This window comes from Ornithinimicrobium pekingense DSM 21552 (genome assembly GCF_000421185.1).
Lineage (GTDB): Bacteria > Actinomycetota > Actinomycetes > Actinomycetales > Dermatophilaceae > Ornithinicoccus > Ornithinicoccus pekingensis.
This window is the reverse complement of the sequence record NZ_ATWJ01000015.1, coordinates 197,306-222,770: the sequence shown is the minus strand read 5'-3', so window position 1 is coordinate 222,770 and position 25,465 is coordinate 197,306. Positions and strand designations below refer to the sequence as shown.

The 25,465-nt window shown below is 74.6% G+C and carries 20 protein-coding genes and 1 pseudogene; 3 read left to right on the top strand and 18 right to left on the bottom strand.

The window, feature by feature from the left end; translation table 11 throughout:
• Window positions 1-41: 41 nt before the first annotated feature.
• The 3 genes from K330_RS0117940 to K330_RS22255 all read right to left on the bottom strand — a co-directional run bounded on the left by K330_RS0117940 (window position 42) and on the right by K330_RS22255 (window position 2,521).
• The gene (locus tag K330_RS0117940; RefSeq protein ID WP_022923198.1) at window positions 42-992 is read right to left on the bottom strand and encodes a Sir2 family NAD-dependent protein deacetylase; all 951 of its coding nucleotides are present in this window, start codon (window positions 990-992) and stop codon (window positions 42-44) included.
• Window positions 993-1,111: 119 nt separating this feature from the next.
• Window positions 1,112-1,972: a universal stress protein gene (locus K330_RS0117935; protein ID WP_022923197.1), complete on the bottom strand. Its 861-nt coding sequence runs from the start codon at window positions 1,970-1,972 to the stop codon at window positions 1,112-1,114.
• A gap of 6 nt (window positions 1,973-1,978) precedes the next feature.
• The gene (locus K330_RS22255; protein ID WP_084617686.1) at window positions 1,979-2,521 is read right to left on the bottom strand and encodes a hypothetical protein; all 543 of its coding nucleotides are present in this window, start codon (window positions 2,519-2,521) and stop codon (window positions 1,979-1,981) included.
• A 166-nt stretch (window positions 2,522-2,687) separates the two neighbouring features.
• Here K330_RS22255 and K330_RS22250 point away from each other — a divergent pair, with 166 nt between their 5' ends.
• A complete protein-coding gene (locus K330_RS22250) occupies window positions 2,688-3,623 on the top strand; it encodes a LysR family transcriptional regulator (RefSeq protein WP_040658362.1) in 936 nt (311 codons plus the stop codon).
• A gap of 70 nt (window positions 3,624-3,693) precedes the next feature.
• Here K330_RS22250 and K330_RS22245 read toward each other — a convergent pair whose 3' ends face one another.
• From K330_RS22245 to holA, 6 genes are all read right to left on the bottom strand, one after another.
• The gene (locus K330_RS22245) at window positions 3,694-6,120 is read right to left on the bottom strand and encodes a ComEC/Rec2 family competence protein (RefSeq protein WP_022923194.1); all 2,427 of its coding nucleotides are present in this window, start codon (window positions 6,118-6,120) and stop codon (window positions 3,694-3,696) included.
• A 1-nt stretch (window position 6,121) separates the two neighbouring features.
• On the bottom strand, window positions 6,122-7,117 hold the full coding sequence (locus tag K330_RS23460) for a helix-hairpin-helix domain-containing protein (protein WP_022923193.1): 996 nt from the start codon (window positions 7,115-7,117) through the stop codon (window positions 6,122-6,124).
• Window positions 7,118-7,494: 377 nt separating this feature from the next.
• A complete protein-coding gene (locus K330_RS0117910) occupies window positions 7,495-8,364 on the bottom strand; it encodes a DegV family protein (RefSeq protein WP_022923192.1) in 870 nt (289 codons plus the stop codon).
• Window positions 8,365-8,377: 13 nt separating this feature from the next.
• Window positions 8,378-11,320, bottom strand: coding sequence for a leucine--tRNA ligase (gene leuS, locus K330_RS0117905; RefSeq protein ID WP_022923191.1), 2,943 nt, complete (start codon window positions 11,318-11,320; stop codon window positions 8,378-8,380).
• A gap of 230 nt (window positions 11,321-11,550) precedes the next feature.
• Window positions 11,551-11,817 carry a 30S ribosomal protein S20 gene (rpsT, locus tag K330_RS0117900; RefSeq protein ID WP_022923190.1) on the bottom strand — a complete coding sequence of 89 codons (267 nt, stop codon included), beginning with the start codon at window positions 11,815-11,817 and terminating at the stop codon, window positions 11,551-11,553.
• Window positions 11,818-12,036: 219 nt separating this feature from the next.
• On the bottom strand, window positions 12,037-13,011 hold the full coding sequence (holA, locus tag K330_RS0117895) for a DNA polymerase III subunit delta (protein WP_022923189.1): 975 nt from the start codon (window positions 13,009-13,011) through the stop codon (window positions 12,037-12,039).
• A gap of 159 nt (window positions 13,012-13,170) precedes the next feature.
• Here holA and K330_RS0117890 point away from each other — a divergent pair, with 159 nt between their 5' ends.
• Entirely contained in the window at window positions 13,171-13,530 is a 360-nt protein-coding gene (locus tag K330_RS0117890; RefSeq protein ID WP_156875873.1) for a hypothetical protein, read from the top strand.
• Window positions 13,531-13,545: 15 nt separating this feature from the next.
• On the opposite strand, the gene K330_RS22240 is transcribed toward K330_RS0117890, so the two are convergent.
• From K330_RS22240 to fdhD, 6 genes are all read right to left on the bottom strand, one after another.
• Window positions 13,546-13,974 (bottom strand): DUF952 domain-containing protein, encoded by a 429-nt coding sequence (locus K330_RS22240; RefSeq protein ID WP_022923187.1) that lies wholly within the window; start codon window positions 13,972-13,974, stop codon window positions 13,546-13,548.
• Window positions 13,971-16,184: an ATP-dependent DNA helicase gene (locus K330_RS0117880; protein WP_022923186.1), complete on the bottom strand. Its 2,214-nt coding sequence runs from the start codon at window positions 16,182-16,184 to the stop codon at window positions 13,971-13,973. Before K330_RS0117880 ends, K330_RS22240 begins: the two co-directional genes overlap by 4 nt.
• 51 nt (window positions 16,185-16,235) lie before the next feature.
• Window positions 16,236-16,667: a DUF1801 domain-containing protein gene (locus tag K330_RS22235; RefSeq protein WP_022923185.1), complete on the bottom strand. Its 432-nt coding sequence runs from the start codon at window positions 16,665-16,667 to the stop codon at window positions 16,236-16,238.
• 28 nt (window positions 16,668-16,695) lie between these two features.
• Window positions 16,696-17,307, bottom strand: coding sequence for a GNAT family N-acetyltransferase (locus K330_RS0117870; RefSeq protein ID WP_022923184.1), 612 nt, complete (start codon window positions 17,305-17,307; stop codon window positions 16,696-16,698).
• A gap of 44 nt (window positions 17,308-17,351) precedes the next feature.
• Entirely contained in the window at window positions 17,352-18,971 is a 1,620-nt protein-coding gene (locus tag K330_RS0117865; RefSeq protein WP_022923183.1) for a molybdopterin-dependent oxidoreductase, read from the bottom strand.
• Between the two features lie 83 nt (window positions 18,972-19,054).
• Complete coding sequence (gene fdhD / locus K330_RS0117860; RefSeq protein WP_022923182.1) at window positions 19,055-19,888, bottom strand: formate dehydrogenase accessory sulfurtransferase FdhD; 834 nt, start codon at window positions 19,886-19,888, stop codon at window positions 19,055-19,057.
• Between the two features lie 117 nt (window positions 19,889-20,005).
• On the opposite strand from fdhD, the gene K330_RS22230 reads away from it, so the two are divergent.
• Window positions 20,006-20,782 carry a ferritin-like domain-containing protein gene (locus tag K330_RS22230; protein ID WP_022923181.1) on the top strand — a complete coding sequence of 259 codons (777 nt, stop codon included), beginning with the start codon at window positions 20,006-20,008 and terminating at the stop codon, window positions 20,780-20,782.
• A 64-nt stretch (window positions 20,783-20,846) separates the two neighbouring features.
• Here K330_RS22230 and K330_RS0117850 read toward each other — a convergent pair whose 3' ends face one another.
• The 3 genes and pseudogenes from K330_RS0117850 to K330_RS0117840 form a co-directional block, all read right to left on the bottom strand.
• Entirely contained in the window at window positions 20,847-21,974 is a 1,128-nt protein-coding gene (locus K330_RS0117850; protein ID WP_022923180.1) for a sensor histidine kinase, read from the bottom strand.
• 181 nt (window positions 21,975-22,155) lie between these two features.
• A pseudogene (locus tag K330_RS23455) lies at window positions 22,156-22,704 on the bottom strand (response regulator transcription factor); the annotation flags it as partial.
• Window positions 22,705-22,788: 84 nt separating this feature from the next.
• Window positions 22,789-25,437 carry an MGH1-like glycoside hydrolase domain-containing protein gene (locus K330_RS0117840; protein WP_022923178.1) on the bottom strand — a complete coding sequence of 883 codons (2,649 nt, stop codon included), beginning with the start codon at window positions 25,435-25,437 and terminating at the stop codon, window positions 22,789-22,791.
• Window positions 25,438-25,465: the final 28 nt, after the last annotated feature.

The window sequence follows — 25,465 nt, the reverse complement described above, 5'->3', positions numbered from 1 at the left end:
CGGGCGCCGAGCACGCCGGGCGGTGCCGCCGACTCCGGGGGTCAGGCCGCGAGGTCGGCCACCAGCCGCGGCAGCACGTCGTCGAGCAGGCAGTCCAGCTGCACGGTCGGCTCCCCGGCGCCCCGAGTCTCCCCGCGGGTGACCACGGCCACGGGTATGCCGTCGCGCGCCGCCCGGCGCACGAACCGGTATCCGCTCATGACCCGCAGCGAGGACCCGAGCACGAGCAGCAGCCCCGACCGGCCCAGCATCGCGAAGGCCTGCTCCACCACCGGCCTGGGCACCGAGCCGCCGAAGAACACCACGTCCGGCTTGAGGGCGTCGCCACCGCACACCAGGCAGCGAGGTGCGCGGAAGCGGCGCACGAGCTCCTCGGCGAGGACGACGTCGCCGTCTGGCCTGACCTCCCCGCCGCCGGCCCGCGCCACGAACCCCGGGTTGGCCTCCACGAGCCAGTCGTGGACCTGCTCACGGGTGTACGGCTCGCCGCAGTCCAGACAGACCACCCGGCCCAGGCTGCCGTGCAGCTCCAGCACGTCACGGGCGCCGGCGCGCTGGTGCAGCCCGTCGACGTTCTGGGTGATGACCCCGTCGACCAGGCCGGCCCGCTGCAGGGCGGCGACGGCCTCGTGCGCGACGTTGGGGCGGGCCGCGGCGAAGCGTTCCCACCCGCTGAAGGCCCGGGCCCAGTAGCGCTGCCGGGCCTGGCCCGACCCGACGAACTCGGCGTGCTGCATCGGCTGCACCCGGCGCTGCCCGTCCGGCCCGCGGTAGTCCGGGATCCCCGACGCGGTCGACATCCCCGCCCCGGTGAGCACCAGCACCCGCCCGGCGGCCACGAGGTCGCGCAGCACCGCATACCCCGGCTCGTCCAGGGGCGTGGCGGGCGGCAGCGTCAGCGCCGTGCTGACCGGACCGTCCAGGACCGGCGGCGTGGTGCCGACGGCCGCGACGGGCTCACCCAGGGAGCGCAGGGGCAGGGTCCGGTCCACGCGCCCATTGTGCCCGCAGCCCGGGCCGGTCGCCGCCGCGCGGGGCACGGGGCGCGACGTGGCACGGCGCCCGGGTCCTGGGAGGACCGGGCGCCGTGCCTGTGAGTCGTGCGCACCTCCTACACGACGATGACGGGACAGTCGGCGTACTCCACGACCGCGCAGCCGGTGACGCCGCGCGGCACCACGAGCAGCTCGGCGCCGCTGGCCTGGTCGAGCAGGGCCGCCACCGGGTGCCGGTCGGTCGCGACCGCGACCACCTTCACCGAGGGGTATGCCGTGCGCCAGGGCTGCAGCCGCTCGTCCAGCTCACGCTCGGCCCGGTCGGCGTACTCCGCCCAGACCTGGGCGATGGAGCGCCCTGCACGGGCCTGCTCGGGCGGGACCGACCACACCGAGACCGCCACCACGGGTCGCTGCTCGCGGTGCGCCCGGGCCATCGCTGCCGCCAGGGCCGGGGTGTCCGGCTCGCCGTCCACGCACCGGGCGTCCACGACGACCGGGGCGCTGGGCTCGACCGTGGCGGGGTCCCATCCGGTGGGCACGACTACCGTGGGCGGCCCGTCCTGGTGGACGAGCCGACGGGCCGTCGAGCCCAGGTTCATGGCCCGGAAGCCGCCCGCGCCGCGCCGGCCGACGACCACGGTCGCCGTGCCTGCCGCTGACTGTCCGCTGTGCTGTTGTCGTCCGGCCCGTTCCAGCTCGTGGGCCGTCTCGACCAGGCCCACCGCCGCGCCGTGCGCGGTCAGGACCTGGATGGTCGGGCGGAGCTGCCGCTCGATCCTGGCCACCTCTGCGGCGGCGCGTTCCAGCGTCGCCCGGCCGGCGGCCTCGCCCGATCCCCCGTCGTCATGCACCAGGACCAGCGGCGCTGAGGATGACGCCGCCTCCGCGGCGGCCCAGGCGACCGCGGAGGCGTTGCGTGTCGATCCGTCGACGCCGACCAGCACCGGCCCGGGGGCCTGCACCGTGGCGCTCATCGCCGGTCAGCGCAGCCAGGACGGGGCGATCCGGGCCCACCAGGCGCCGAGGCCCAGGTAGCTCCACGCCGCCGGGATCGTCGCGATGACGACCATGACGATGGCGCCGGTGAGGTGGTCGTCCAGGAACGGGTTGGTCACCGTGGGGATCGCGGCGCCGTACATGAACAGGTACATCAGCGCACCGGCCAGGGCGCCCACGCGGGCTCCCGCACCCAGCATCAGGGTGACGCCGATGCCCAGCAGGCCGGCCATGAACAGGATGTCGATCAACGTGCTGCCGGCCATGCCGTTGTAGAAGCCGGCCAGGGGGCCCTCGACGCCGGACAGGTAGCCGGTGGTCGGGGATCCGCCGTTGACGACCGCGCGCTCCGCCGGGGTGGCGAAACCGAGGCCGAACATCTTGTCCACGAACGCCCACAGGAAGTAGAAGCCGAAGGCGATGCGCATGACGGCCAGCGCGTACCCCCCGGCGGTGGGCAGGAAGTGCTTGCCCTCACCCACGACGTCGAGGTGGGGGTCCACGTGGTACTGGGTTCGCGTTGTCATGTCGGCCAGCTCCTTCGGTTGAGATCTTTGTGGCTGACTCCAGCGTCCCAATCTCCGACGCCGCATAGTAGAGCCTGAGGTCCGGTGGTGCGGGGGACCTTCGTCCCGACGGCGCCGGAGCCGTGGATCCTTCCCCTGCGCTATTAGCGCCGGTTATGATCCACGCATGCTTGACGCTGCAGGGTTGCGGGTGATGAAGGCGATCGCCGACGAGGGGACGTTCACGGCGGCCGCCCACTCGCTGGGCTACACCCAGCCCGCCGTGAGCCAGATGGTGCGCCGTCTGGAGGAGCGCACCGGCACCGTGCTCGTCGAGCGTGCCGGCCGGTCGGTCCGCCTGACCGAGGCGGGTCGCGTGCTGGCCCGGCACGCCCACGAGATCCTCGACGCCCTCGACCGGGCCGAGGCCGACATCTCGGCCATCGCCGGCCTGCGCCGCGGAGACGTGCGGCTCATGGCCTTCCCCTCATCCTCGGCCACCCTGGTCCCCCGGGCCCTGGCCGAGCTCCGCGAGAGCCACCCGGCGATCACCGTGAAGTTCACCGAGGCGGAGCCGCCGGAGTCGCTGGCCGCGCTGCGGGCGGGCTCGGTCGACCTGGCGGTGGCCTTCTCCTACGAGGGGACCGACCCGGGTCGCGGCGAGGACGACCTGGCCGGGCTGGAGGTCATCGACGTGCTCACCGACCCGGTCATGCTGGTGCTGCCGCGCACCCATCCGCTCGCCGAGCGCAGCGAGGTCGACATCGCCGACCTCGCCGGCGACCGGTGGATCGCCGGGTGCGCCCGCTGCCGCGGGCACCTGCTGTCCCTGGCGCACGACGCGGGCTTCGCCCCCGACGTGACCTTCGAGACCGAGGACTACGTCGCCGTCCTCGGCCTGGTCGCCGCGGGCCTGGGCGTGGCGCTCGCCCCGCAGCTCATCCTGCGCTCGGTGTCGCACCCCGACGTGGCCGTCCGGCCGGTGTCGCCGCCCTCGCGCCGTGTGGTGCAGATCGTGACCACCCCCGACCTGCTGCGGGTGCCCGCGGTCGCCGTCACGGTCGAGGCGCTGCGCAGGAGCGCGACGGACCTGGAGGCCCGTCAGCTCCAGCCGCAGGCCTGAGCTCCACGCCTGCGCACCGGCCTGGCGGAGTCCTGGGCCGCAGACCGGGGCCGCCCCAGCCCGGCCCCGGTCACTCCTCCCGGCGGTGCACGACGATCGCGTCCCCGTCGCGGCTGACCGCGACGTCGCCGTCGATGTCGGTGCGCAGCACGACCATCCCGGCGCCGCGCAGGAGGGTCAGCGCGCTGGGAGCGGGGTGCCCGAAGGTGTTGTCCTCCCCCACGCCGATGAGGGCCACCTCGGCACGCGTCCCGGTGACGAGGTCGGGGTCCTGGGCGGCGGAGCCGTGGTGGGCCACCTTAAGCAGGTCGTAGTCGCGACCCTCTACCGCGCGGCGCACCGTGCGGGCGGCCTCCGGCTCGATGTCCCCGGTCATCAGCATCCGAGTCGGGCCGACCGCGACGTCCAGCACCAGGCTGGCGTTGTTGGCGGCCGACCCGCCGACGACCGGCCGCTGCCCCGGTGACACGACCTCGACGAGCGCGTCGCCGATCCCCAGGCTGCGGCCCGCACGCAGCTCGACGGTCGGCACCCCGGCCTCCCCCAGCAGACCGAGCGTTGCTGCGGCCACGGCGGGCGGGTCCCGGACCGGGCTGAGGTATGCGGTGGCCACCTCGGCCTCGGCCAGCACCCCGCCGAGCCCGCCGACGTGGTCGCTGTGGAAGTGGGACAGGAACAGGCCGTCCACGCGCCGCACGCGAAGGTCGCGCAGGCACGCCGCGACCGGGCCCGGGTCGGGACCGGTGTCCACGACGAGGACCGAGTCCGGTCCGGACCGGACGACGAAGGCGTCCCCCTGGCCGACGTCGCAGCCGGCCACGACCCAACCGGGCGGTGGCCAGGCACCCGAGCCCGGCGCCGGCCACAGCAGACCGGCGACGGTGCCGAGCGCGGCATACCCCCACCACCGGTGCCGGCGCAGCCTGTCCCGCCACCACGGCCCGGTCAGCAGGACCCCGGTGGTCAGCGCGGTGAGGAGCAGGGCCCCGGCCGGCCCGTCGACCCAGTCGAGCGTCCCGTAGGGGACGTCGGCCCCGACACGGGCGATGCGACCCAGCATCCAGGCCGGCAGTGCGGCACCCCAGGCCACGACGGTGGCCAGCGTCAGCGAGAGCGGGGACAGCACGGCCGCGACGACCCCGAGCACCGTCGTCGGTGCCACCAGCGGGGCCGCCAGCAGGTTGGCCAGGACCGCGACCGTGGTGATGCTGCCCTGCAGCAGCACGATGACGGGCGCGCACGCGACCTGGGCGGCGAGCGGCACCGCGAGCGCGTCGCCGACCAGCGCGGCCCGCGGCGGCAGCCGGGCGGCGATGGCATCGCCCCACGGGCGCGACCACACGACCAGCCCGAGGGTGGCCAGCGTGGACAGGGCGAAGCCGTAGGACCGCGCCAGCCAGGGGTCGAGGCACAGCAGGCCGAGCACCGCGGCCCCCAGGGCCGGGAGACTGACCCGGCGCCGTGCCGACGACAGGGCGACCAGCCCCACCGAGCCCATGACCGCAGCCCGCAGGACGGAGGGCTCGGGCCGGCAGAGCAGCACGAAGCCGACCAGTCCCACCAGCACGAGCGGCGTGCGCCAGCGCAGCCGGACCCCTGCCGCCGCGACGAGCAGGGCGAGCGCGCCGGTCACCAGCGCGACGTTGCTGCCGCTGACGGCCGACAGGTGGGTCATCCCGGTCGCCCGCATGTCCTCGGTGAGGTCGGGCGGCGTCAGCGACGTGTCGCCGATGACCAGGCCGGGCACCAGCCCGCGCGCGTCGGCCGGCAGGGGGTCGACGGCCTCCCGGAAGCGGTCGCGCACGTGGTCGGTCGCGCTGAGCACGCCTCCCGGCGGGCGGAGGGTGACCGGTGGCCCGCGCGGCACGAGCATCGCGACCGACCGGTCACCGCTCTCCGTGACCCGCAGCCGCCCCTCGGCCCGCACCGTGCTGCGCCAGCGCAGCTCCTCCCACCCCTCACCAGCTGACGTCATCACCACCACCGGTGCGGCGGTGCCGACGGTCGTCCCCCGCCCGGTGGCCCGCTGCAGCCGCAGGTCGAGGATCACGAGGGGTTCGCGCTCGTCGCCCCGGGTGAGGACCCGGGGCTCGGTCGTCACCGTCCCGGTCACCGACACGACCGCACCTTCCTGGCCCCACCCGGCCACGGGCCCCGCACGGTCGCGGGCCACGTGAGCCGCGCCCGCCAGGCACACGAGGCCGACCGCCGCGAGGCTCAGGGCCACCTGACCGCGCACCACCCGCCACGGGGAGGGCGGCTCGCGCGCGACGTGCGGCGGACCCCACCCGGCCGCCCGGGTCATCACCGTCGCCGTCAGCGCGGCCACGCTCCCGACCGCCACCAGAACCCACGCCGGCCCCGGGACCAGCGCGGTCAGGACCGCCCACGCCACCAGGGCCGGCAGGACCAGGCGCAGGTCCAGCCGGGCCTCCTTGCGCGCGTCCTCGGCGTCCCGCGAGCCCACGGCGTCCGCCGTCGAGCCGGTGGCCGGCACCTCAGCCGCCGACGGTGACGAGCGGCTCCAGCTGGGCGAGGGTGCGCTCCCCGATCCCGCTGACCTCCAGCAGCTCCTCCACCGCGGAGAACCGGCCGTGCTCGTCGCGCCACGTCAGGATGTGCCCGGCCGTCACCGGCCCGACCCCCGGCAGCTCCTCCAGGTCGGCCTGGGTGGCGGTGTTGAGGTCGAGAGGCGCGGCCTGCCCCTCCGCCTGCCTGCCTCCGTCCGGGCCACCCGCTCCGGGCAACGGGCCGGGCGTGACGGGCGGTGTCTCACCCGGGCGTCCGACCCAGACCTGCTCGCCGTCGACGAGGGGGCGAGCGAGGTTCAGCGCGGCCTGGTCCGCCTCGTCGGTGACCCCGCCCGCGGCACGCACGGCGTCCACCACGCGGGACCCCGCCGGCACGGTGACCACCCCCGGTTCGGCCACCGCACCGGTAACGTGGACGACGAGGTCCTCGGGGACGCCTGTCCCCTCGGGCTGCGCTGTACCCCTTGCCCCGCCTGCACCGTCGGTGGCTTCCCCCGGACCCTCCTCAGCCCCCTCCACGGCCCCGTCACCCGAGCCCGGCCCCGCACCCGGTGCCCCGCCACCCTGGTTCGCGGCGACGTGCTCGTCGGACGGCGCCGGCAGCACCCGCTCCGGGGGTGTCGCCTCCGCGACATGCTCGGTCCACAACCAACGGCCACCGAGCACCAGGCACACGGCCACCATCAGGACGAGGAGACCGCGCACCGCGCGCGCACCGACCGTCAGCTCCGAGCTGCGCAGCGACTGCGGCACGCTGAGCAGAGGAACGCCGACCGTGCGGTGACGGCCGCGTCCGGGCCGATCGTCCGGGTGCTCGTCCCAGGCGTCGAGGCCCTCCGCGGTGGGCGCCGCGGGGTCGTCCGCGGCGGGACCACGGTCGACGTCCTCGCCGTCGTCGCCGGCGAGCAGCCGCTCGAGCCGGTCCTCGCCCGGACGCCCTGCCGACGTGGTCGCGGTCCTCATGCTGGCGACGGTAGGCAGCGCCGGCGCGGTCCGACAGACCGCTCAGCGGGGCTGTGGACCGTGCGCCGTGCGGGGCGACCATGTGGATGGAGCGACGGTCCGCGGCCATTTTCGGGTGCTGCTGGTGCCAGAGCGTGCGCGCGACGTCCTCGGTCACGGATGAGGCGTGCGTGCGACGTCCTCGGTCACGGATGAGGCGTGCGCGCGACGTCCTCGGTCACGGATGAGGCGTGCGTGCGACGTCCTCGGTCACGGATGGGGCGTGCGCGCGACGTCCTCGGTCACGGATGGGGCGTGCGCGCGACGTCCTCGGTCACGGATGGGGCGTGCGCGCGACGTCCTCGGCCGGGGGTGCGGGCTGCTCGCCCGAGGGCGGGTCAGCCGGGCTGGGGTGCGACGACGACGCCGAGGGTGCCCGGACCGGTGTGGACGCCGACGACGGGGTCGAGCTCGGTGACGTCGGGGTCGACGCCGGTGCGATCACGCAGCACCGCGGCCAGGTCGGCGGCCGCCTCGGCCGCGGCCAGCTGGTGCACCGCGAGGCGCACCTCCAGGCCCTGCTCGCGCGCCTCCTCCACGGCACCGGCCGCCCGGTCGACGAGCCGTGCGAGCGCCTTGGCCCGGGTCCGGACCTTCTCCTCGGGGTGCACCTCGCCGTCGCGGAGGGTCAGCAACGGCTTGATCGCCAGCGCCGAGCCCAGGAGGGCGGCCGCCCGGCCGATCCGTCCGCCGCGGCGCAGGTGCTCGAGGGTGTCGACGTAGAACCAGGTGCGGCTGGCCGCGGCGTGCCGCCGCACCAGCCCGGCGACGGCCTCGGCGTCCTCCCCCCGGGCGGCCGCCTCGGCGCCGGCGCACACGGCATACCCGAGGGCGAGCCCGAGCACCCGCGAGTCCACGACCTCGACCGCGACCTCGCCGGCGACCTCGTCCCGGGCGAGCTCGGCGGCCTCGACCGTCCCGCTCACCGCGCCGGACAGGTGCACCGAGACGATCTCGCGGCAGCCCGTGCGCCCGGTGACCTCCCGGTAGGCCGCGGCGAGCTCCCCCGGCGAGGGCCGCGACGTCGACATCCGCGCCCGGCTGCTGCCCAGGATGTCGGCGACCTCCGCCGGGGTGATCTCGCGCGCCTTGACCGTGCCGCGGCCGCTGACGGTGACGTGCAGCGGGACGACGGTCAGCCCGAGCCGCTCCGCCGTGCCGGCGGGCAGGCAGGCGGTGGTGTCGGTGACCAGCTGCGGGGAAGCCATCGGGGCACGGACCTCAGACGACGATGTTGACCAGGCCGGGGGCCCGGACGATGACCTTGCGCACCGGCGCGCCGTCGATGATCGCCTGCACCTTCGGGCTGGCCAGCGCCAGCTCCTGCAGCGTCGCCTCGTCGACGTCGGCGGCCACCTCCAGCCGGTCGCGGACCTTGCCCCTGACCTGCACCACGCAGGTCACGGTGTCCTCGACCAGCAGCTGCGGGTCGGCCTCGGGGAAGGGCGCCCAGGCCAGCGACCCCTCGTGCCCCAGCCGCGACCACAGCTCCTCCGCGACGTGCGGGGCGACCGGCGCCACCATCTGCACCAGCGGCTCCACCGCGGCACGCGGCGCGGCCGGCAGCTTGGTCAGGTGGTTGTTGAGCTCGATCATCTTGGCGATCGCGGTGTTGGTCCGCAGCGCCTCGTAGTCGGCCCGCACGCCGGCGATCGTGCGGTGCAGCGCCTTCTCGGTCTCGACGTCCATCGGGTCGTCGGTGACCGTCAGCTCACCGGTCTCCTCGTCGACGACGTTGCGCCACAGCCGCTGCAGGAAGCGCATCGAGCCGACGACCGCGCGGGTCTCCCACGGGCGGTACTGCTCCAGCGGGCCCATCGACATCTCGTAGACGCGGAAGGTGTCGGCACCGTACTGCTCGCACATCTCGTCGGGGGTGACGACGTTCTTCAGCGACTTGCCCATCTTCCCGTACTCCTGGGTGACGGGCTCGCCCTGCCAGGTGAAGGTGGGCGCACCGCCCTCGGGGTCGGGGACCTCCTCGACCTCGGCGGCCGGCACCGGGAAGCCGCGGGCGTCGCGGTAGACGTAGGCCTCGATCATCCCCTGGTTGATCAGCCGGCGGAACGGCTCCTCGGAGGAGACGTAGCCCAGGTCGAAAAGGACCTTGTGCCAGAACCGGGAGTAGAGCAGGTGCAGGACGGCATGCTCCACGCCGCCGACGTAGAGGTCGACGCCACCGGGGTCGGTGGCCCCGGCGGGCGCACCGGCGACCGGGGCAGGGCGCGGGCCGATCCAGTAGCGCTCGACGGTCGGGTCGACCAGCGCGTCCTCGTTGGCGGGGTCCAGGTAGCGCAGGTGGTACCAGCAGCTCCCGGCCCAGTTGGGCATGGTGTTGGTCTCGCGGCGGTACCTCCGCACGCCGCGGCCGTCGCCCAGGTCCAGCTCGACCTCGACCCAGTCGGTGGCGCGGGCCAGCGGCGCCTCCGGCGAGCTGTCGGCGTCCTCGGGCTCGTAGGTGCGGGGGCTGTAGTCCGGCACGTCCGGCAGCTCGACCGGCAGCATCTCGTCGGGCACGGTGTGCGCGACGCCGTCCTCGTCCCAGACGACCGGGAAGGGCTCGCCCCAGTAGCGCTGGCGGCTGAACAGCCAGTCGCGCAGCCGGTAGGTGACGGTCTCGCGTCCCAGGCCCCGCTCGACCAGCCAGGCGATGATCCGCTCCTTGGCCTCGGCGACGCCGAGCCCGTCCAGGCTGACCTCGTCGTTGGCGGAGTTGACGGCCGGCCCCTCGCCGGTGAAGGCCTGGTCCTCCGGGTGCCCCTCGGTCGGCTGCACGGTGCGGATGATCGGCAGCCCGTAGGCGACCGCGAAGTCCCAGTCGCGCTGGTCCTGGCCCGGGACGGCCATGATCGCACCGGTGCCGTAGCCCATCAGCACGTAGTCGGCGACGAACACGGGGACCTGGCGGCCGTCGACGGGGTTGGTGGCGAAGGCACCGGTGAACACACCGGTCTTGGTCTTGGCGTCGGCCTGCCGCTCCACGTCGCTCTTGGTCGAGGCCATCCGCTGGTATGCCGTCACCGCGGTGCGCGGGTCGGGTGCGCCGTCGGTCCACCGCGGGTCGGTGCCCTCGGGCCAGGCGTCCGGGACGATCTCGGCCAGCGACGGGTGCTCGGGGGCCACCACCATGAAGGTCGCGCCGAACAGGGTGTCGGGCCGGGTGGTGAACACGTGCAGGGGAAGGGTGCCGTCGTGGCCGGAGCTGGCCGAAGGCACGTCGAAGCGCACGGTCGCGCCCACGGAGCGGCCGATCCAGTTGCGCTGCATGAGCTTGACCTTCTCCGGCCAGTCCAGCCGGTCCAGGTCGTCGGTCAGCCGGTCGGCGTAGGCGGTGATGCGCATCATCCACTGACTCAGGTTGCGCTTGAACACCGGGAAGTTGCCGCGCTCGGAGCGTCCGTCGGCGGTGACCTCCTCGTTGGACAGCACCGTGCCCAGGCCGGGGCACCAGTTGACCGGCGCCGAGGACAGGTAGGCCAGGCGGTAGCCGTCGAGCACGTCGGCCTGCTCCACCGGGCTCAGGTCAGCCCAGGTGCGCGGCCGCCCCTCGTCGTCGTGCAGGTCCAGGTCGCGCTCGCCGGAGGCGAACTGGGCGACCAGCTCGCGGATCGGCCGGGCCCGGCCGGTGCCCTCGCCGGTGCGCGCCGGCGCGTCCACGTCATACCAGGACTCGAAGATCTGGGTGAAGATCCACTGGGTCCACCGGTAGTAGCCGGGGTCGATCGTGGCGAAGCTGCGGCGCTGCTCGTGGCCCATCCCCAGCCGACGCAGCTGGGCCCGGTAGATCTCCATGTTGCGCTCGGTGGTGACGCGCGGGTGCTGACCGGTCTGCACGGCGTACTGCTCGGCGGGCAGGCCGAAGGCGTCGAAGCCCATGGTGTGCAGCACGTTCATGCCGGTGGTGCGGGCGAAGCGCGCGTGGACGTCGGTGGCGATGAACCCCAGGGGGTGCCCCACGTGCAGGCCGGTCCCCGAGGGGTAGGGGAACATGTCCATGATGAAGCGGTGGCCCTGCCCCAGGCGCGGGTCGTCCGGGTCCGCCCAGGGCCCGGCGGGGTTGGCCGAGGCGAAGGTGTCCTCGGCCTCCCATCGCTCCTGCCAGCGCGCCTCGATCTCGTTGGCCAGCGCGGCCGTGTAGCGGTGCTCCGGGATCCGCTCGCTCATCAGTCCTCGTCCTTCGTCTGCTCGTGCTCGTGGTTCGTGCTTCGTCCGGCCGGTTCGGTGCACAAAAAAGCCCCTCGGGCAGAGGGGTCAGCCGCGCTGGGTGTGCGTCGTCAGCGCGGCTGCGTAAGGAGGAGCACGCAACGGGTCGTCATGATTCTGACGATGGTAGCGCACAGGGCGCCCACCCCCTGCGGGGTGAGCGCCCTGTGCCAGGCTGTGCCGCCGGCGCGTCAGGCGCCGATGGTGTTGAGCTTCTTGGCCATCGCGGACTTCTTGTTGGCCGCCTGGTTGGCGTGGATGACGCCCTTGGAGACGGCCTTGTCCAGCTTCTTGGACGCCAGCTGCAGCGCGTCCTGAGCCTTCGCCTGGTCGCCGGAGTCCGCGGCCTCGCGGAACTTGCGGATCCAGGTGCGCAGCTCGGACTTGTGGGCGCGGTTGCGCTCGGTGCGCTTGGCGTTGGTCTTGACGCGCTTGATCTGGGACTTGATGTTTGCCACGAGGTGTCTTCCTGCTCAGTCGTTGGTCTGGGTGTCGTAGAGGGCGACGACCGCGCCTCGGCCGGTTGCGGCGTGGGGGTGCCCTGGGCGAGGCCGGGGGCGCGGGTACTGCATGCGCTGCGCGCACGACCGGGCGCGCACGCGATCCACCAATCTACCAGCGCGGGGCCGCGGGACCCAAGTCGGCGACGGCAGCACCGACGGGTATGCCGCTCGCGCTCACGCGGTGCGTGCCCGGCACACCTCCAGGACCGCGCGCTCGACGGCATACTCCGGCGACCGCACCGAGGCCTCGGTGCGCAGGCCGCCCTTGACGTCGACGTCCGCGCGCGCGACCGCCTCGATGGCGCGGCCGAGGCGGACGCCGTCCCAGCCCTGCGCGACCCGGCGCGCCTGGTCGACCTGCCACGGGGCCATGCCCAGGTCGCGAGCGATCTGCCCGCTGCTGCCCCGCCCGGCGGCCGCGACCTTGCCCACCTGGCGCAGCTGCATGGCCAGCACCGCGACGATCGGGACCGGGTCGAGCCCGCCGAGCATCGCGTGCCGCAGCAGCCGGACGGCGGTGGCCTCGTCGCCCGCGAGCGCCGCCTCGGCCACCTTGAAGCCGGTCGTCTCGACCCGCTCGCCGTAGTAGGTGGTGACGTCCTCGACCTCGACCATGCCCTCGACGTCGCGGACCAGCTGGGCGCAGGCGCCGGCGAGCTCACGCAGGTCCTTGCCGACCGCGAGCACCAGGGCGGAGACGGCCTCCTCGGTGATCCGTCGCCGCGCCTCGCGGAACTCGTGCTTGACGAAGGCGTGCTTGTCGGCCTCGGTCTTGACGGCCTTGGCCTCGATGACCCGGGCGCCGCCCTTGCGCAGGGTGTCGAGGACCTTCTTGGCGCGGTTGCCGCTCTTGTGACGCACGACGAGCGTGACGCCGTCGGCCGGTCGCTGCAGGTAGCCCAGGACGTCCTCCACCAGCGCGTCGTCGGCCTCGTCCAGGTCGTGCACGACGATGACCGTCCAGCCGCCGAAGAGGCTCGGGCTGGCGTGCACCAGCAGCTCGCCCGGCTGGTAGGAGGAGGCGTAGAGCTTGACGACCTCGGCCTCGGGCTCGGCGGCCCGGACCGCGTGGACCACCGACTCCACCCCGCGCTCGGCGAGGATCTCCTCGGGTCCGGTGATGAGGGCGAGCTCCGGCGGTGACGTCACGGCTCCAGCCTGCCACGTCCGGGCGACAGGCCCGCGGCCCTCTGCACAGGCTGGCCGGACCGCCGGTGACGCGACTTGCCTACTATGTCTCGTAGGAGGAAGATGGGGCAGGAGCCGACGGGCACCGCCCGCCCTCCCCACCCGCAGGAGGTGCGGACGATGTCGACGACGACCACCCACCACCGCCGCCCCACGAACCAGGGCGACCACGACGTGCGCAACGCCTGGCTGTCGATGCTGCTGCTGCCGGTCGTGTTCTTCGGGGCCTTCCTCGTCGGGGAGGGGCTCATCGGCCTGCTCGGCTACCCGGTCGGGGACGCGCGGCCGCCGCTGTGGGCAGGCGTGCTCGCGACCGTCCCGGCCCTGGCGGTCTTCGCGCTGCCCGCGGTGCTCTCCTCGTGGTTCGCCGCGCGCGCGAGCCGGCGGCGCCGCGACCGGCGCGGCTGGGTACCGGCGGGCATCCTCGTCGCCCTGGCCGTCGGCTTCACGGTGCTCAACACCGTGCCGATGGGTCAGTGACCGACCCGGGTCCGGTCAGGCCCGGGCCTCCCAGGGCCCGAGGTCCAGCCAGCCCTTCTCGACGGCGGCCGGCCTGGTGCGGGTCACCGCGCTGACAGGCAGCGGCCCGTAGAGGTGCGGGAAGAGCGGCGAGGCAGGGTCCTGCGGGTCGCCCGGCTCCACCCGCACCTCGACCCCGGCCTGCTCCAGCGCTCCCGGGTCGATCTCCAGCACCACCAGCGGCTCGGCCACCCGGGCGTAGAGCACCTTGGCGACCCCCGGCAGCTGCTCGGGCCAGGAGGCGTGGACGAACCCGACCTCGGCGAGCGTCGCACCCCGGGTGGACCGGTCGTAGGTGCCGGTGCGCAGCGCGTCCTGCCAGTGGGTGAGCTCGGCGAGGTGCCACAGCGGACGCCCCTCGGCGTTCTCCTCCTGCTGCGCGTCGGTGGGACCGCCCTCGCTCACGCCGGCACCTCCAGGCCCAGCTGGTTGATGCGGGCGGTCACCAGGTCGGGGGCCAGCTCGAGGTGGGTGGCGAGCTCCTCCACCGTGACGCCCGACTCGAGGCCGTCGCGCAGCTCCTCGTCCTGCTCGTCGGTCCAGGCGTGCCCGCCGGTCACCGCCGTGCGCGGTGACCGGGCCACCGGGACCGCGCCCGCCGCGGCCGTCGCCGTGGTGAGCGGTGCACCGCCCAGCCCGCGCGCGGCGGGGGCGGCCACCGGCACCACCTCGGGCGCGGTGGCGTCGAGCCGCTCCAGGGCCTGGAGCACCAGGGCCCGGTCGCTGGTCGGCCAGAAGGGCGGCAGCGACTTCTGCAGGAAGGGTGCGTAGCGGGCCCGCATCATCCGGGAGTCGAGGAAGGCGACCACGCCGCGGTCGTCGCCACGCCGCACGAGCCGGCCCGCCCCCTGCGCCAGACGCAGCGCCGCGTGGGTGGCCGAGACGGCCATGAAGCCGTTGCCTCCCATCCGCGAGATCGCCTCGGTCCGTGCGGAGGACAGCGGGTCGTCCGGGCGCGGGAACGGGATGCGGTCGATGATCACCAGCTGGCAGGCCGCCCCCGGCACGTCGACCCCCTGCCACAGCGACATCGTCCCGAACAGGCAGGTCCGGGCGTCGGAGGCGAACTGCCGCACCAGCGTGGGCATCTGGTCCTCGCCCTGGCACAGGACGGTGATGCCGTCGTCGGCCAGCCGGGAGCGCATCTCCTCCGCCGCCGCCTCGGCGGCCCGGCGCGAGCTGAACAGCCCCAGCGTGCGTCCCCCGGCGGCCCGCACGAGCGCCTCGATCTCGTCGAAGACGACCGGGGCCGCGCCGTCGCGACCGGGCGGGGGCAGGTGCGCGGCGACATACGCGATGGCCTGCTGGGGGTAGTCGAACGGCGACCCCACGTCGAGCCCCTCCCACGGCGGCGAACCGGCGCCCCGCAGGCCGATGGTGCCGGCCACGGCGTCGAAGGTGCCTCCGAGCTCGAGCGTGGCGGAGGTGAGCACCACCGTCCGCTCGCTGAAGATCTTCTCGCGCACCGCCATCGCCACGCTCATCGGCGCCACCCGCAGCACGGCGCCGCGGCGCTGGTCCTGGGTGACCCACGCGACGTCGAGCTCGCGCTCCTCGAGCACCCGGCCCGCGGTGTCGTGGACCTCCTCGACGGCCGCGAGCGCCAGCTGCGTGGACCCGTCGACCTCGGCGCCCTTCTCCGGCGTGAGGTCGGAGAGGGTGTCGCGGGCCGCGTCACGCACGAGCTGGAGGGTGGTGACCAGGCGCTCGGGCAGGTGCGCGAGCTTGCCCTCGGGCAGGTCGGCCAGCGCGTCGGCGAGCAGGTCGACGGTGTCGGCCAGCCGCCCCGCTGCGTCTCCCCTGCCCGCACGCCGCGCCGCCACCGACACCGACCCCGAGGTGAGCTCGTCGGTGACCGTGGAGGTGATCCGGTCGGTGAGCTCGTGCGCCTCGTCGACCACCAGCAGGTCGTGCTCGGGCAGCATGAACCTGCCCTCGAAGGCGTCGATGGCCATGAAGGAGTGGTTGGTGACGATGACGTCGACCTCCTTGGCCGCCTCGCGGGAGCGCTCGACGAAGCACTCGGCGACGACCGGGCAGCGGCTGCCCAGACACTCGTGCGCGGTGACCGACACCTGCCGCCAGGCGCGGTTGCTCACCCCGGGGACGAGCTCGTCGCGGTCGCCGGACTCGGTGATCTCGGCCCACTCGCGCAGCCGCACGACCTCCTCCCCCAGCCGGGAGCGGTCGCGGTCGAAGGTCCCCACGCTCAGCAGCGCGTCCTCGTCCTCGTCCGGGAAGCCGCCGACGAGCTTGTGCTCGCACAGGTAGTTGGACCGGCCCTTGACCAGCGCGAAGGTCGGGCGGCGACCGAGCAGCGGCGCCAGCGCGTCGGCGATGCGCGGCAGGTCGCGGTCGACGATCTGGGCCTGCAGGGCCAGGGTCGCAGTCGCCACCACGGCCGGCTTGCCGGTGCGCACGGCGTGGGCGATCGCCGGGACCAGGTAGGCCAACGACTTGCCGGTGCCGGTGCCGGCCTGCACGAGCAGGTGCTCCTCGCGCTCGACCGCGCGCTCCACGGCGTGCGCCATCTGCACCTGCCCCGGGCGCTCGGTGCCGCCGACCGCGGTCACCGCGGCGTGGAGCAGCGCGTCGAGGTCAGGGGTGCTCGGCATGGGTTCAGCCTAAGCGGTGCCACCCCCGGTCCCGGGTGTCGTCCACAGGCCTCAGCCGTCGACGACCTCCACGCCGGTGACGTCCTGGAAGGCGTGGGCGACCAGCTCGCGCAGCACGTCGAGGTCGAGGCGCTCCAGCCGGTTGGCGTAGACGCACCCCGCGCCGAGGGTGTGCGGCCCCAGCCTGGCCAGCAGCTCCTCGCTGCGCGGGTGGCCCTGCAGCCCGTAGAAGGTCAGCTTGGCCTTGCGCGGGGAGAAGCCCACCCGGAACCACGTGCCCTCGGCGCCACCCCCCGGGGAGCGATAGTGCAACGACCCGTAGCCGACCATCGACGGGCCCCACATCACCCCCTCCGTGCCCGTGGCCTCCGTCATCAGGTCGAGCAGGACGCGCCCCTCCTCGGCCCGTCGCCCGTCCACGGTCTCCAGGAACGCCCCGGGCCGGACGCCGGTGGGCGCGGTCTTCGGTGCTCTGCCAGCCATGAGCTCATCGTGGCACCACCCGCCGACGTCAGAGCTCGCGGCGCACCAGCCACCGCGGCAGCCGGGCGCTGGTCGCACCGGTCCGCAGCACCCGCTCGAAGCCGGCGTCCTCGAACCAGCCGACCAGCCCGACGTAGGCCAGCGACTGGTCGACGCGGCCGCCCTCCGGGTCCACCGGGTAGGCCTCGACAGCGTCGGCACCCGCCTCGGCCGCCGCCTCGACGACCGCCTCCACCAGCCAGGTGGTCAGGCCGCGTCGCCGGAAGGGTGGCCGGACGCGCAGGCAGATGACGACCCAGGCGTCGTCGTCGTGGGCGCGCACCAGCCGGGACGACCGCTCGACGTAGCTCATGGACGACCTCGGCGCCGCCCCGACCCACCCGGCCACCTCGCCGTCGACGTAGGCCAGGTAGCCCGGCGGCACCGGACCGGCGCACAGCTCGCGCATGACCTCCTCGCGCCGCTCGTGCCCGTCGGCGTCCCGCAGCTCGGCGGTCAGCAACCGGTGCGACAGGCACCAGCAGGCGGGCCCGCCAGGCTGCGCCGGCCCGACCATGGCGGCCACGTCGTCGAAGCGGCCGGTCGCCGGCACCACCAGCACCTGCTCGCGGGTGAGCCGCTCCCGCCGGGTCCTGCCCATGGACCGACGCTAGCGCCCGACCCGGACAGGACGGGTCCGCAACGTCACCCCACGTCGACGCGCACCGAGTGCCAGCCGCTGGCGCCGTCCGGCGCCGGGGCCGCGACCTCGTCGGTCTGCAGCTCGCCGTCCCCGTCGGTGGCGCGCACCGTGAGGGTGTGGCTCCCCGGCTGCGCGGGCCACTCCCACCGCCACAGCCGCCAGGCGTCCACGGTGGGCTCGGCCAGCAGCTCGGCCTCGGCCCACTCCCCGTCGTCGACGCGCACCTCCACCCGGGAGACGCCGCGGTGCTGCGCCCACGCCACGCCGGCGACCGTGACCGTCCCGCCCTCGAGCTGGGCGTCACCGCGCGGCACGTCGATGCGGGAGGCGGTCTTGATCGGGCCGCGCTCGGCCCAGCCTCGCGGCGTCCAGTAGCCCTCGTCCGCGTCGAAGCGGGTCACCTTCAGCTCCGTGACCCACTTGGTGGCGGAGACGTAGCCGTACAGCCCGGGCACGACCAGCCGCACCGGGTAGCCGTGCTCCGGCGGCAACGGCTCCCCGTTCATGGCCACCGCGACCAGCGCGTCACGGTCGTCGGTGAGCACCTCCAGCGGTGTCCCCGCGGTCCAGCCGTCGGCGCTGCGGGAGAGCACCATGTCGGCCTCGGGCAGCACCCCCGCCCGAGCCAGGAGCTCGCGGACCGGCCAGCCGGTCCAGACCGCGTTGCCCACGAGCCCACCTCCGACGGTGTTGGAGACGCAGGTGAGCGTGACCATGGCCTCGACGTGGTCCTGGGCGAAGAGCTCCTCGAGGTCGATCTCCACCTCCTGCTCGACGAGCCCGGTGACGCGCAGACGCCAGTCCACCGCGTCCACGCGCGGCACGAACAGCGCGGTGTCGATGCGGTAGAAGTCGGGGTTGGGGGTGACGAACGGCGTGTGCCCGGCGATGTCGGAGACGGCCCCGGGCGGCACGGTGACCGTCCGCGTCGGCGTGGGCAGCCCCAGGGCGGCGACCAGGTCCTGGGCCGCGCGACCGGTGCGGGCGATCGCCTGCCCGGCGACGACGCCCAGCGCCCCGAGCACCCCGAGACCGGTCGCCCCGAGCAGCAGGCCGCGCCGGGTGGCGACCGGCACCGGCACCGGGACGCCCTCCCGCGGGTCGGTCGGCGGGGGCGTCGACGCGGTCGCGGTCAGCCGGTCCAGCAGCGACCGCAGCACCCACAGCCCGGCGAGCAGGCCGAGCAGGGTGGGGAGCAGGTCCACCGGGCCGGACGAGGGCCGGGACGCGACGGCGACGAGGCCGACGACCCCGACCAGCACGAAGACCACGAGCCCGGCCGTGCGCCTGCGGGCTCCCAGCCATCCGATCAGGGCGCCCAGACCCACCAGCGTCAGCCCCATGCCCACACCCAGGACGACCTTGTCCGCCGTGCCGAAGGTCGCGACCGCCCAGTCCTTGAGCCACGCCGGGGTCCGGTCGACGAACGCGCCGCCGACCGCCAGCAGGGGTGACGGCGTCCCCGACCCGCCGCTCAGACGAGCGAGCAACCCGGCCAGCAGCTCGGCGACGCCGAGCGTCACCGCGGTCGCCACGACGCCGACGAGTGCCGCGGCCGGCCCGGCACCCGGAGCGGTCCGTGCCGCGGTCGACGGGCGGGGCGGTGCGCTGAGGGCGGACATCTGCCCATGATGCTCCCCCGGCCTGGGAGGACGCCGGAAAATCCGGACAGGCCGGCACCCCCGCGGGCGGGGCTGCCGTCGTCTCAGACCACCCGGTGCCGGCCGGTGTAGACGTTGAGCGAGCTGCCGCGGTTGAAGCCGACGAGCGTCATCCCCAGGTCCTCGGCCAGCTCGGCCGCCAGCGAGGAGGGCGCCGAGACCGCCGAGAGCACCGGGATGCCGGCCATCCCGGCCTTCTGCACCAGCTCGAAGGAGGCCCGCCCGGACACCTGCAGGACCGCCCCGCGCAACGGCATACCGTGCTCGCGCAGCGCGAGGCCGAGCACCTTGTCGACGGCGTTGTGCCGCCCGACGTCCTCGCGCAGGCACGCCAGCCGCAGGCCGGCACCGTCGGGCAGGAACAGCCCGGCCGCGTGCACCCCGCCGGTGCGGTCGAACACGGCCTGCTCCGCGCGCAGCCGGTCCGGCAGCTCCAGCAGCAGCCCCACAGGGTATGCCGTCACGTCCGTCGCGAGGTCGTGGGCGCCCACCCTGCGGACGGCCTCGATCGAGGCGGTGCCACACACCCCGCACGAGCTCGAGGTGTAGACGTGCCGCTCCAGCGACGGGTCCGGCGGGGTCACGCCGTCGGCGAGCGTGAGGTCCACGACGTTGTAGTCCCGCTGCCCGTCGGCGCCGATGCCCGAGCGGTAGTCGATCTGCGCGACGTCGTCCCAGCCCCGCAGCAGGCCCTCGCCGTGCAGGAAGCCGACGACGAGGTCGAAGTCGTGCCCCGGCGTGCGCATCGTCACCGACAGGGGGCGTCCGCCGACCCGGATCTCCAGCGGCTCCTCCCCCGCGAGGGTGTCGGCGCGCTCGCGCACCGCCCCGTCGGCGGACAGCCGGGTGACGCGACGACGCTGGGTGACGCGGGTCATGGGGTCAGGGTATGCGGCGGCTTCACACGATCTTCACGCGCGCGCACCCGGCTCCTTCACCGGCGGCCCCTTGATTGGGAGGAGTAGGACCAGACCGAGGAGAAGGGACGAGGAACCATGAGGACGACCACCAGGACCGCGAGGACCCGGGTCACGAGCGCGCTGCTGGCGGCCGGGGTCGGCGCCGCCCTCGCCGTCGGGACCGGCGTGGCGATCGCGCAGACGGACGACGACGCTCCCACGACCGACGTGCTGGACACGCTCGGCTACACCCTCGAGGAGGAGCGGATGGCCCGCGACCTCTACGACGCGCTCGGCGAGGCCCACGACGGCCTCGTGCCGTTCACGCACATCGAGGTCTCCGAGCAGCGCCACCACGACGCCGTCGCCGACCTCCTCACCCGCAGGGGCGGCACGCTGCCTGAGGAGGGGGCACCCGGGGAGTTCGCGCACGAGGACATCCAGGCGATGTACGACGACTGGCTCGAGCGCGGCCTCGTCAGCCCGGAGGCGGCCTACGAGGTCGGCATCGAGCTGGAGACCGCGGACATCGAGGGCCTGCGGACCGACATCGACGAGATCGACGACGCCGACGTCGACCGCGTGCTGGGCCACCTGCTCCGCTCCTCCGAGCACCACCTCGCGGCCTTCGAGGCCGCAGCCGCCGGCGAGCTGCCGGACGGGCCCGGCCCGGGCGTCGGCCCCCGTGGCGGACCGGGTCGGGGCACGGGACCGGGTCAGGGCATGGGACCGGGCCACGGCGTGGGACCGGGTCAGGGCATGCAGCAGGGCACCGAGGGCCAGCGTGGTCCCGGGCTGCACCAGGGCCAGGGCGGGCACCGGCACGGTGACGGCACGGGCGGCTGCCCGATGAGGACGACCGACGACGCCTGAGCTCCCACCGGCGGGCGGCGCGGACACGTGCCGCCCGTCGTGGTCGTCCACGCCCCGGCCGCGGTCAGGGCAGCGGCAGCCTCAGCACGAAGCGCGCACCCCGCCTCGGCCCCTCGCTGGTCGCCACCAGGTCGCCGCCGTGCGCCCGGGCGAGGGCCCGGGCGATGGTCAGCCCCACCCCGGACCCGCCGTCACCGTCGTCGTCCGCACCGGACGCCGCGGCCTGCTGACCGCGGTAGAAGCGCTCGAAGACCGCCTCCTCCTCACCCGGCCGCAGGCCCACGCCATGGTCCGCCACCTCCACGGTCGCAGACCCGTCGGCCGCGACCACCACGGCGACCTCGTCGCCCTCGCTGCTGGCGCGCACGGCGTTGACGAGCAGGTTGGTGACCACCTGGGCGATCCGGTCGGGGTCGTGCGGCACCAGCAGGCTCGTCGGGGCGTCCAGGCGCAGCCGCACCCCCTGGCCGGCCGCCCGTGTCGCCACGACCGCGACCGCGTCACCGACCGTGGCCGCGAGGTCGGCCTCGACCGGGCGCACCTCCAGCCTTCCCTCCTCCGCCCGGGACAGGCTGCTCAGGTCCTCGGCCAGCCGCTCCAGACGCCGGGTCTGGTCGACCACGGTGCGCAGCCCGGCCTCGTCGGCGGGCATCACCCCGTCGAGCATCGCCTCGGCATACCCGCGGGTGACGGTCAGCGGGGTGCGCAGCTCGTGGGCGACCTCGCCGATGAGGCGCGCCCGGCGGGCCTCCGTGCGCTCCAGCCGGTCCCCCAGCTCACGGACGTCGTCCGCCAGGTCGGCCAGCTCGGTGGTGCCGGGGTGCGGCACGTCGACGTCGTAGCGGCCCAGCGACAGCTGCCGGGTCGCTGCCCGCAGCTGCTCCAGCGGCCGGGCCGTGCGCCGGGCCGCGAGCGCGCCCAGCAGCAGCGCCACGACCAGGCCCACGAGCACCCCGGTGAGCACCGCCCGGTCGACGCTCGCGACGAAGTCGGCCCGCACCCCCTCCATGGTCAGCTGGCCGGGCGCGGTGCCGCCGCCGTGGTGGCGCGGACCGTTGCCCCGCATCGTGGCGCGGTCCCAGCGCTGCAGCGCCACCAGGCGCACGACGACCACGGTGACCACGCCGGCCGCCAGCGCGACGAGCACGTGGGAGAGGACCAGCCGGGCCTGGAGGGACCGCCACCAGCTCACGCCCCACCCCCGGGCACGACGGCCGCGTCGTCCGCGGCGACAGGCACCGGCAGGAACTTGTAGCCGACGCCCCGCACCGTGCCCACCACCGTGGGCGCCGAGGCGTCGTCGTCCAACGCCCCCGGCGCAGGCTGCGCACGTGCACGTCCACCACCCGCTCGTCACCGACGTGGTCGTAGCCCCAGACCCGCTGCAGCAGCTGGGCGCGGGTGAAGACGCGGCCCGGCTGCTCGGCCAGCGCCCACAGCAGGTCGAACTGCAGGGCCGACAGCCCGCGCAGGGTCCCGTCGCGGCACACCTCCCGGCGCGTCCGGTCGATCCGCAGCCCCGGGAAGCGCAGCACGTCCTGGTGCTCGGGCGGCGCCGCCGTGCTGGGCAGGCCACCCGCACGCCGCAGCACCGCCGCCACCCGGGCGGCGACCTCCCGCGGCCGGAACGGCTTGGTGACGTAGTCGTCGGCCCCGGCCGCCAGCCCGACGAGGACGTCCCCCTCCTCGGCCCGGGCGCTGACCATGACCACCGGCAGGTCCCGGTCCCGACGGAGCCGGCGCAGCACCTCCACGCCGTCGAGGTCGGGCAGCCCGATGTCGAGCAGCACCACGTCCGGCGGCGGGTCCAGCCCCGCCTGGCGCAGCGCCTCGGCGCCGGTGCCCGCCTCTCGCACGAGGAAGCCGTCGCGGGCGAGGTAGGCCGCCAGCAGCGCCCGGATCTGCGGCTCGTCGTCGACCACCAGCGCGGTGCGGATCACGCCGCTCACCTCCGCCTCCAGGCTACTCCGGGGTATGCGGCCCCACGCCGCTGCCGGCCGGGCCGGTCAGCGGTTGGGGATCCCGTCCGGGGCGCAGATGAAGTGGGCCACCAGCGCCGTCCAGCCCGTCTGGTGACTGGCCCCCAGGCCGGACCCGTCGTCGCCGTGGAAGTACTCGCTGAAGGTGGGGTGGGCGTCCCACAGCGGCCCCGAGGGGTGGTGGCGCGGTGTCGAGGGGCGGCGACCGTCGGGCCCTCGACGGAAGAGCGAGACGAGCCGATCCTCGATCTCGTCGGCGGCCTGGGTGACCGGGATGTGACGGCCCGAGCCCGTGGGCATCTCGACCGTCTCCCCCGCCCCGGCGGCGCGGCCGTAGCTGCGCAGGGCGTCCACGAGCAGCGCGTTGACCGGCAGCCAGATCGGACCGCGCCAGTTGGAGTTGCCGCCGAACATCGAGGAGTCGGACTCACCGGGCACGTAGCGCAGCGACAGGTCCTCCCCGTGCAGGTGCACCTGCAGCCCGTCCCGGTGCGCCGCCGACAGCGACCGGATGCCGTGCGGGGCGAGGAACTCCTCCTCGTCGAGCAGCCTCCGCACCACCGCCCGCCACTGCCGCCTGTCCACCATCGACAAGGTCCGCAGGCTGAAGCCACGGTGGTTGGTGTGCAGCAGCTCGTCCGCGAGCTCGGGCCGCCGACGGGTCCACCCGTCGAAGAAGTCGGTCAGGTCGGGCAGCTCGTGCGCCACCCAGTTGGGCACCAGCGCCACGCCCGCCAGCGGCAGCAGACCGACCATCGAGCGCACCGGCATCCGGAAGGCGGTGCCGTCCTCGTCGACGAGCACGTCGTGGAAGAACTCGTCCCCGTCGTCCCACAGCGAGGTGTGGTGGGTGCCGATGTCGTCCATCGCCTGGGCGATCGAGAGGAAGTGCACGAGGAACTTGGTCGCCACCTCGTCCCAGGCGGGGTCCTCGCGGGCCAGCTCCATGGCCATCCGCAGCATCCGCAGGCAGAACATGCCCATCCACGCCGTGGCGTCCGCCTGCTCCAGGCGCTGGCCGTCCGGCAGCGGCTTGGACCGGTCGAACAGGCCCACGTTGTCCATCCCCAGGAAGCCGCCCTCGAAGATGTTGGAGCCCTCGGCGTCCTTGCGGTTGACCCACCAGGGGAAGTTGAGGAGCAGCTTGAGCACGACCCGCTGCAGGAAGTCGCGGTCGCGGTTGCCGTCGATCGCGTAGACCTGCCACGCCGCCCAGGGGTGGACCGGCGGGTTGACGTCGGAGAAGTTCCACTCGTAGGCCGCCAGCTGGCCGTTGGGGTGCATGGCCCACTCCCGGCACATCAGCAGCAGCTGCCACTTGGCGAACCACGGGTCGACGTGCGCGAGCGCGACGCAGTGGAAGGCGAGGTCCCAGGTGGCGAACCAGGGGTACTCCCACTCGTCGGGCATCGAGATGACCTCGGCGAGGTTGACGTGCTGCCAGTGGGCGTTGCGGCCGGTCAGCCGCTCCGGGGGCGGCGGGGGCTGACCCGGGTCCCCCTCGAGCCAGCGTGGCACGTCATACAGGTAGAGCTGCTTGCCCCACTGCAGACCGGCGAAGGCGCGGCGCGCGACGAGCGCGTCCTCGTCGCCCGTGCCCTCGGACAGCACCGAGAGGTAGAACTCGTCGCACTCGGCGCGACGCCGGCGCACCACCTCCTCGAAGGGCGCCTCGGGCTCGGCCTGCCCGTCCAGCTCGCTCAGCCGCAGCCTCACGGTGACGCTCTCCCCCGGCGCGACCTGCTCGAACCGCCACCAGAAGGCCACCTTGGTGCCGCGCTGCGCGGGGTTGCACGCGTCCGCCTGGCCGTGCACGACGGCCCGGTCGACCGAGTCCTTCGGGTATGCCGTCCAGCCCTCGGGCACGGCCTCGGCTCCGTAGAGCGCCGCGAGGTTGGTCTCGTTCTCGCAGAACAGGACCCGCGGCGAACCCTCGGCCCTGACCCGCACCCGGCCGAGCTCGGCGTGGCGGCCGAGGACGGTCACCCCGTCGTCGGTCCCGGGCTCCTCGTCCCGCCACAGCAGCGGACGGCGGTCGTCCAGCCCCCAGCTCCAGGTGTTGCGGAACCACACCTGCGGCAGCAGGTGCAGCGGCGCCGCCTCCGGCCCGTGGTTGGTCGCGGTGATCTCGACGCAGACGTCACCGGGGGCACCCTTGGCGTGGACGACGGTGACGTCGAAGAAGCGGTCGCCGTCCAGCACGCCGGTGTCGGTCAGCTCGTACTCGTCGTCGGCGATGCCCCGCTCGCCGTTGACCCGGACCAGCTCCTCGTAGGGGTAGGCGGCCTGCGGGTAGCGGTAGAGCCAGCTGGCGTAGCTGTGGGTCGGCGTCCCCTCCAGCGCCCACCAGTACTCCTTGACGTCCTCGCCGTGGTTGCCCTGCGGGTTGGTCAGCCCGAAGAGCCGCTCCTTGAGCCGGTCGTCGCGGCCGTTCCACAGGGCCAGGCCGAGGTTGAGGTGGCCGTCGACGTCGCACAGCCCCGCCAGCCCGTCCTCGCCCCAGCGGTAGGCCCGCAGGTGGGCGTGGTCGAAGGGCAGGTAGGACCAGGCGTCCCCGTCGGCGGAGTAGTCCTCGCGCACGGTGCCCCACTGCCGTGCCGAGACGTAGGGCCCCCAGCGGCGCCAGGGGGCGTGGGGATCGTCGGAGCCGGTCAGGCGCTGGTGCTCGGCGGTCACGCGCCCACCCTTCCACACACCGGGGAGG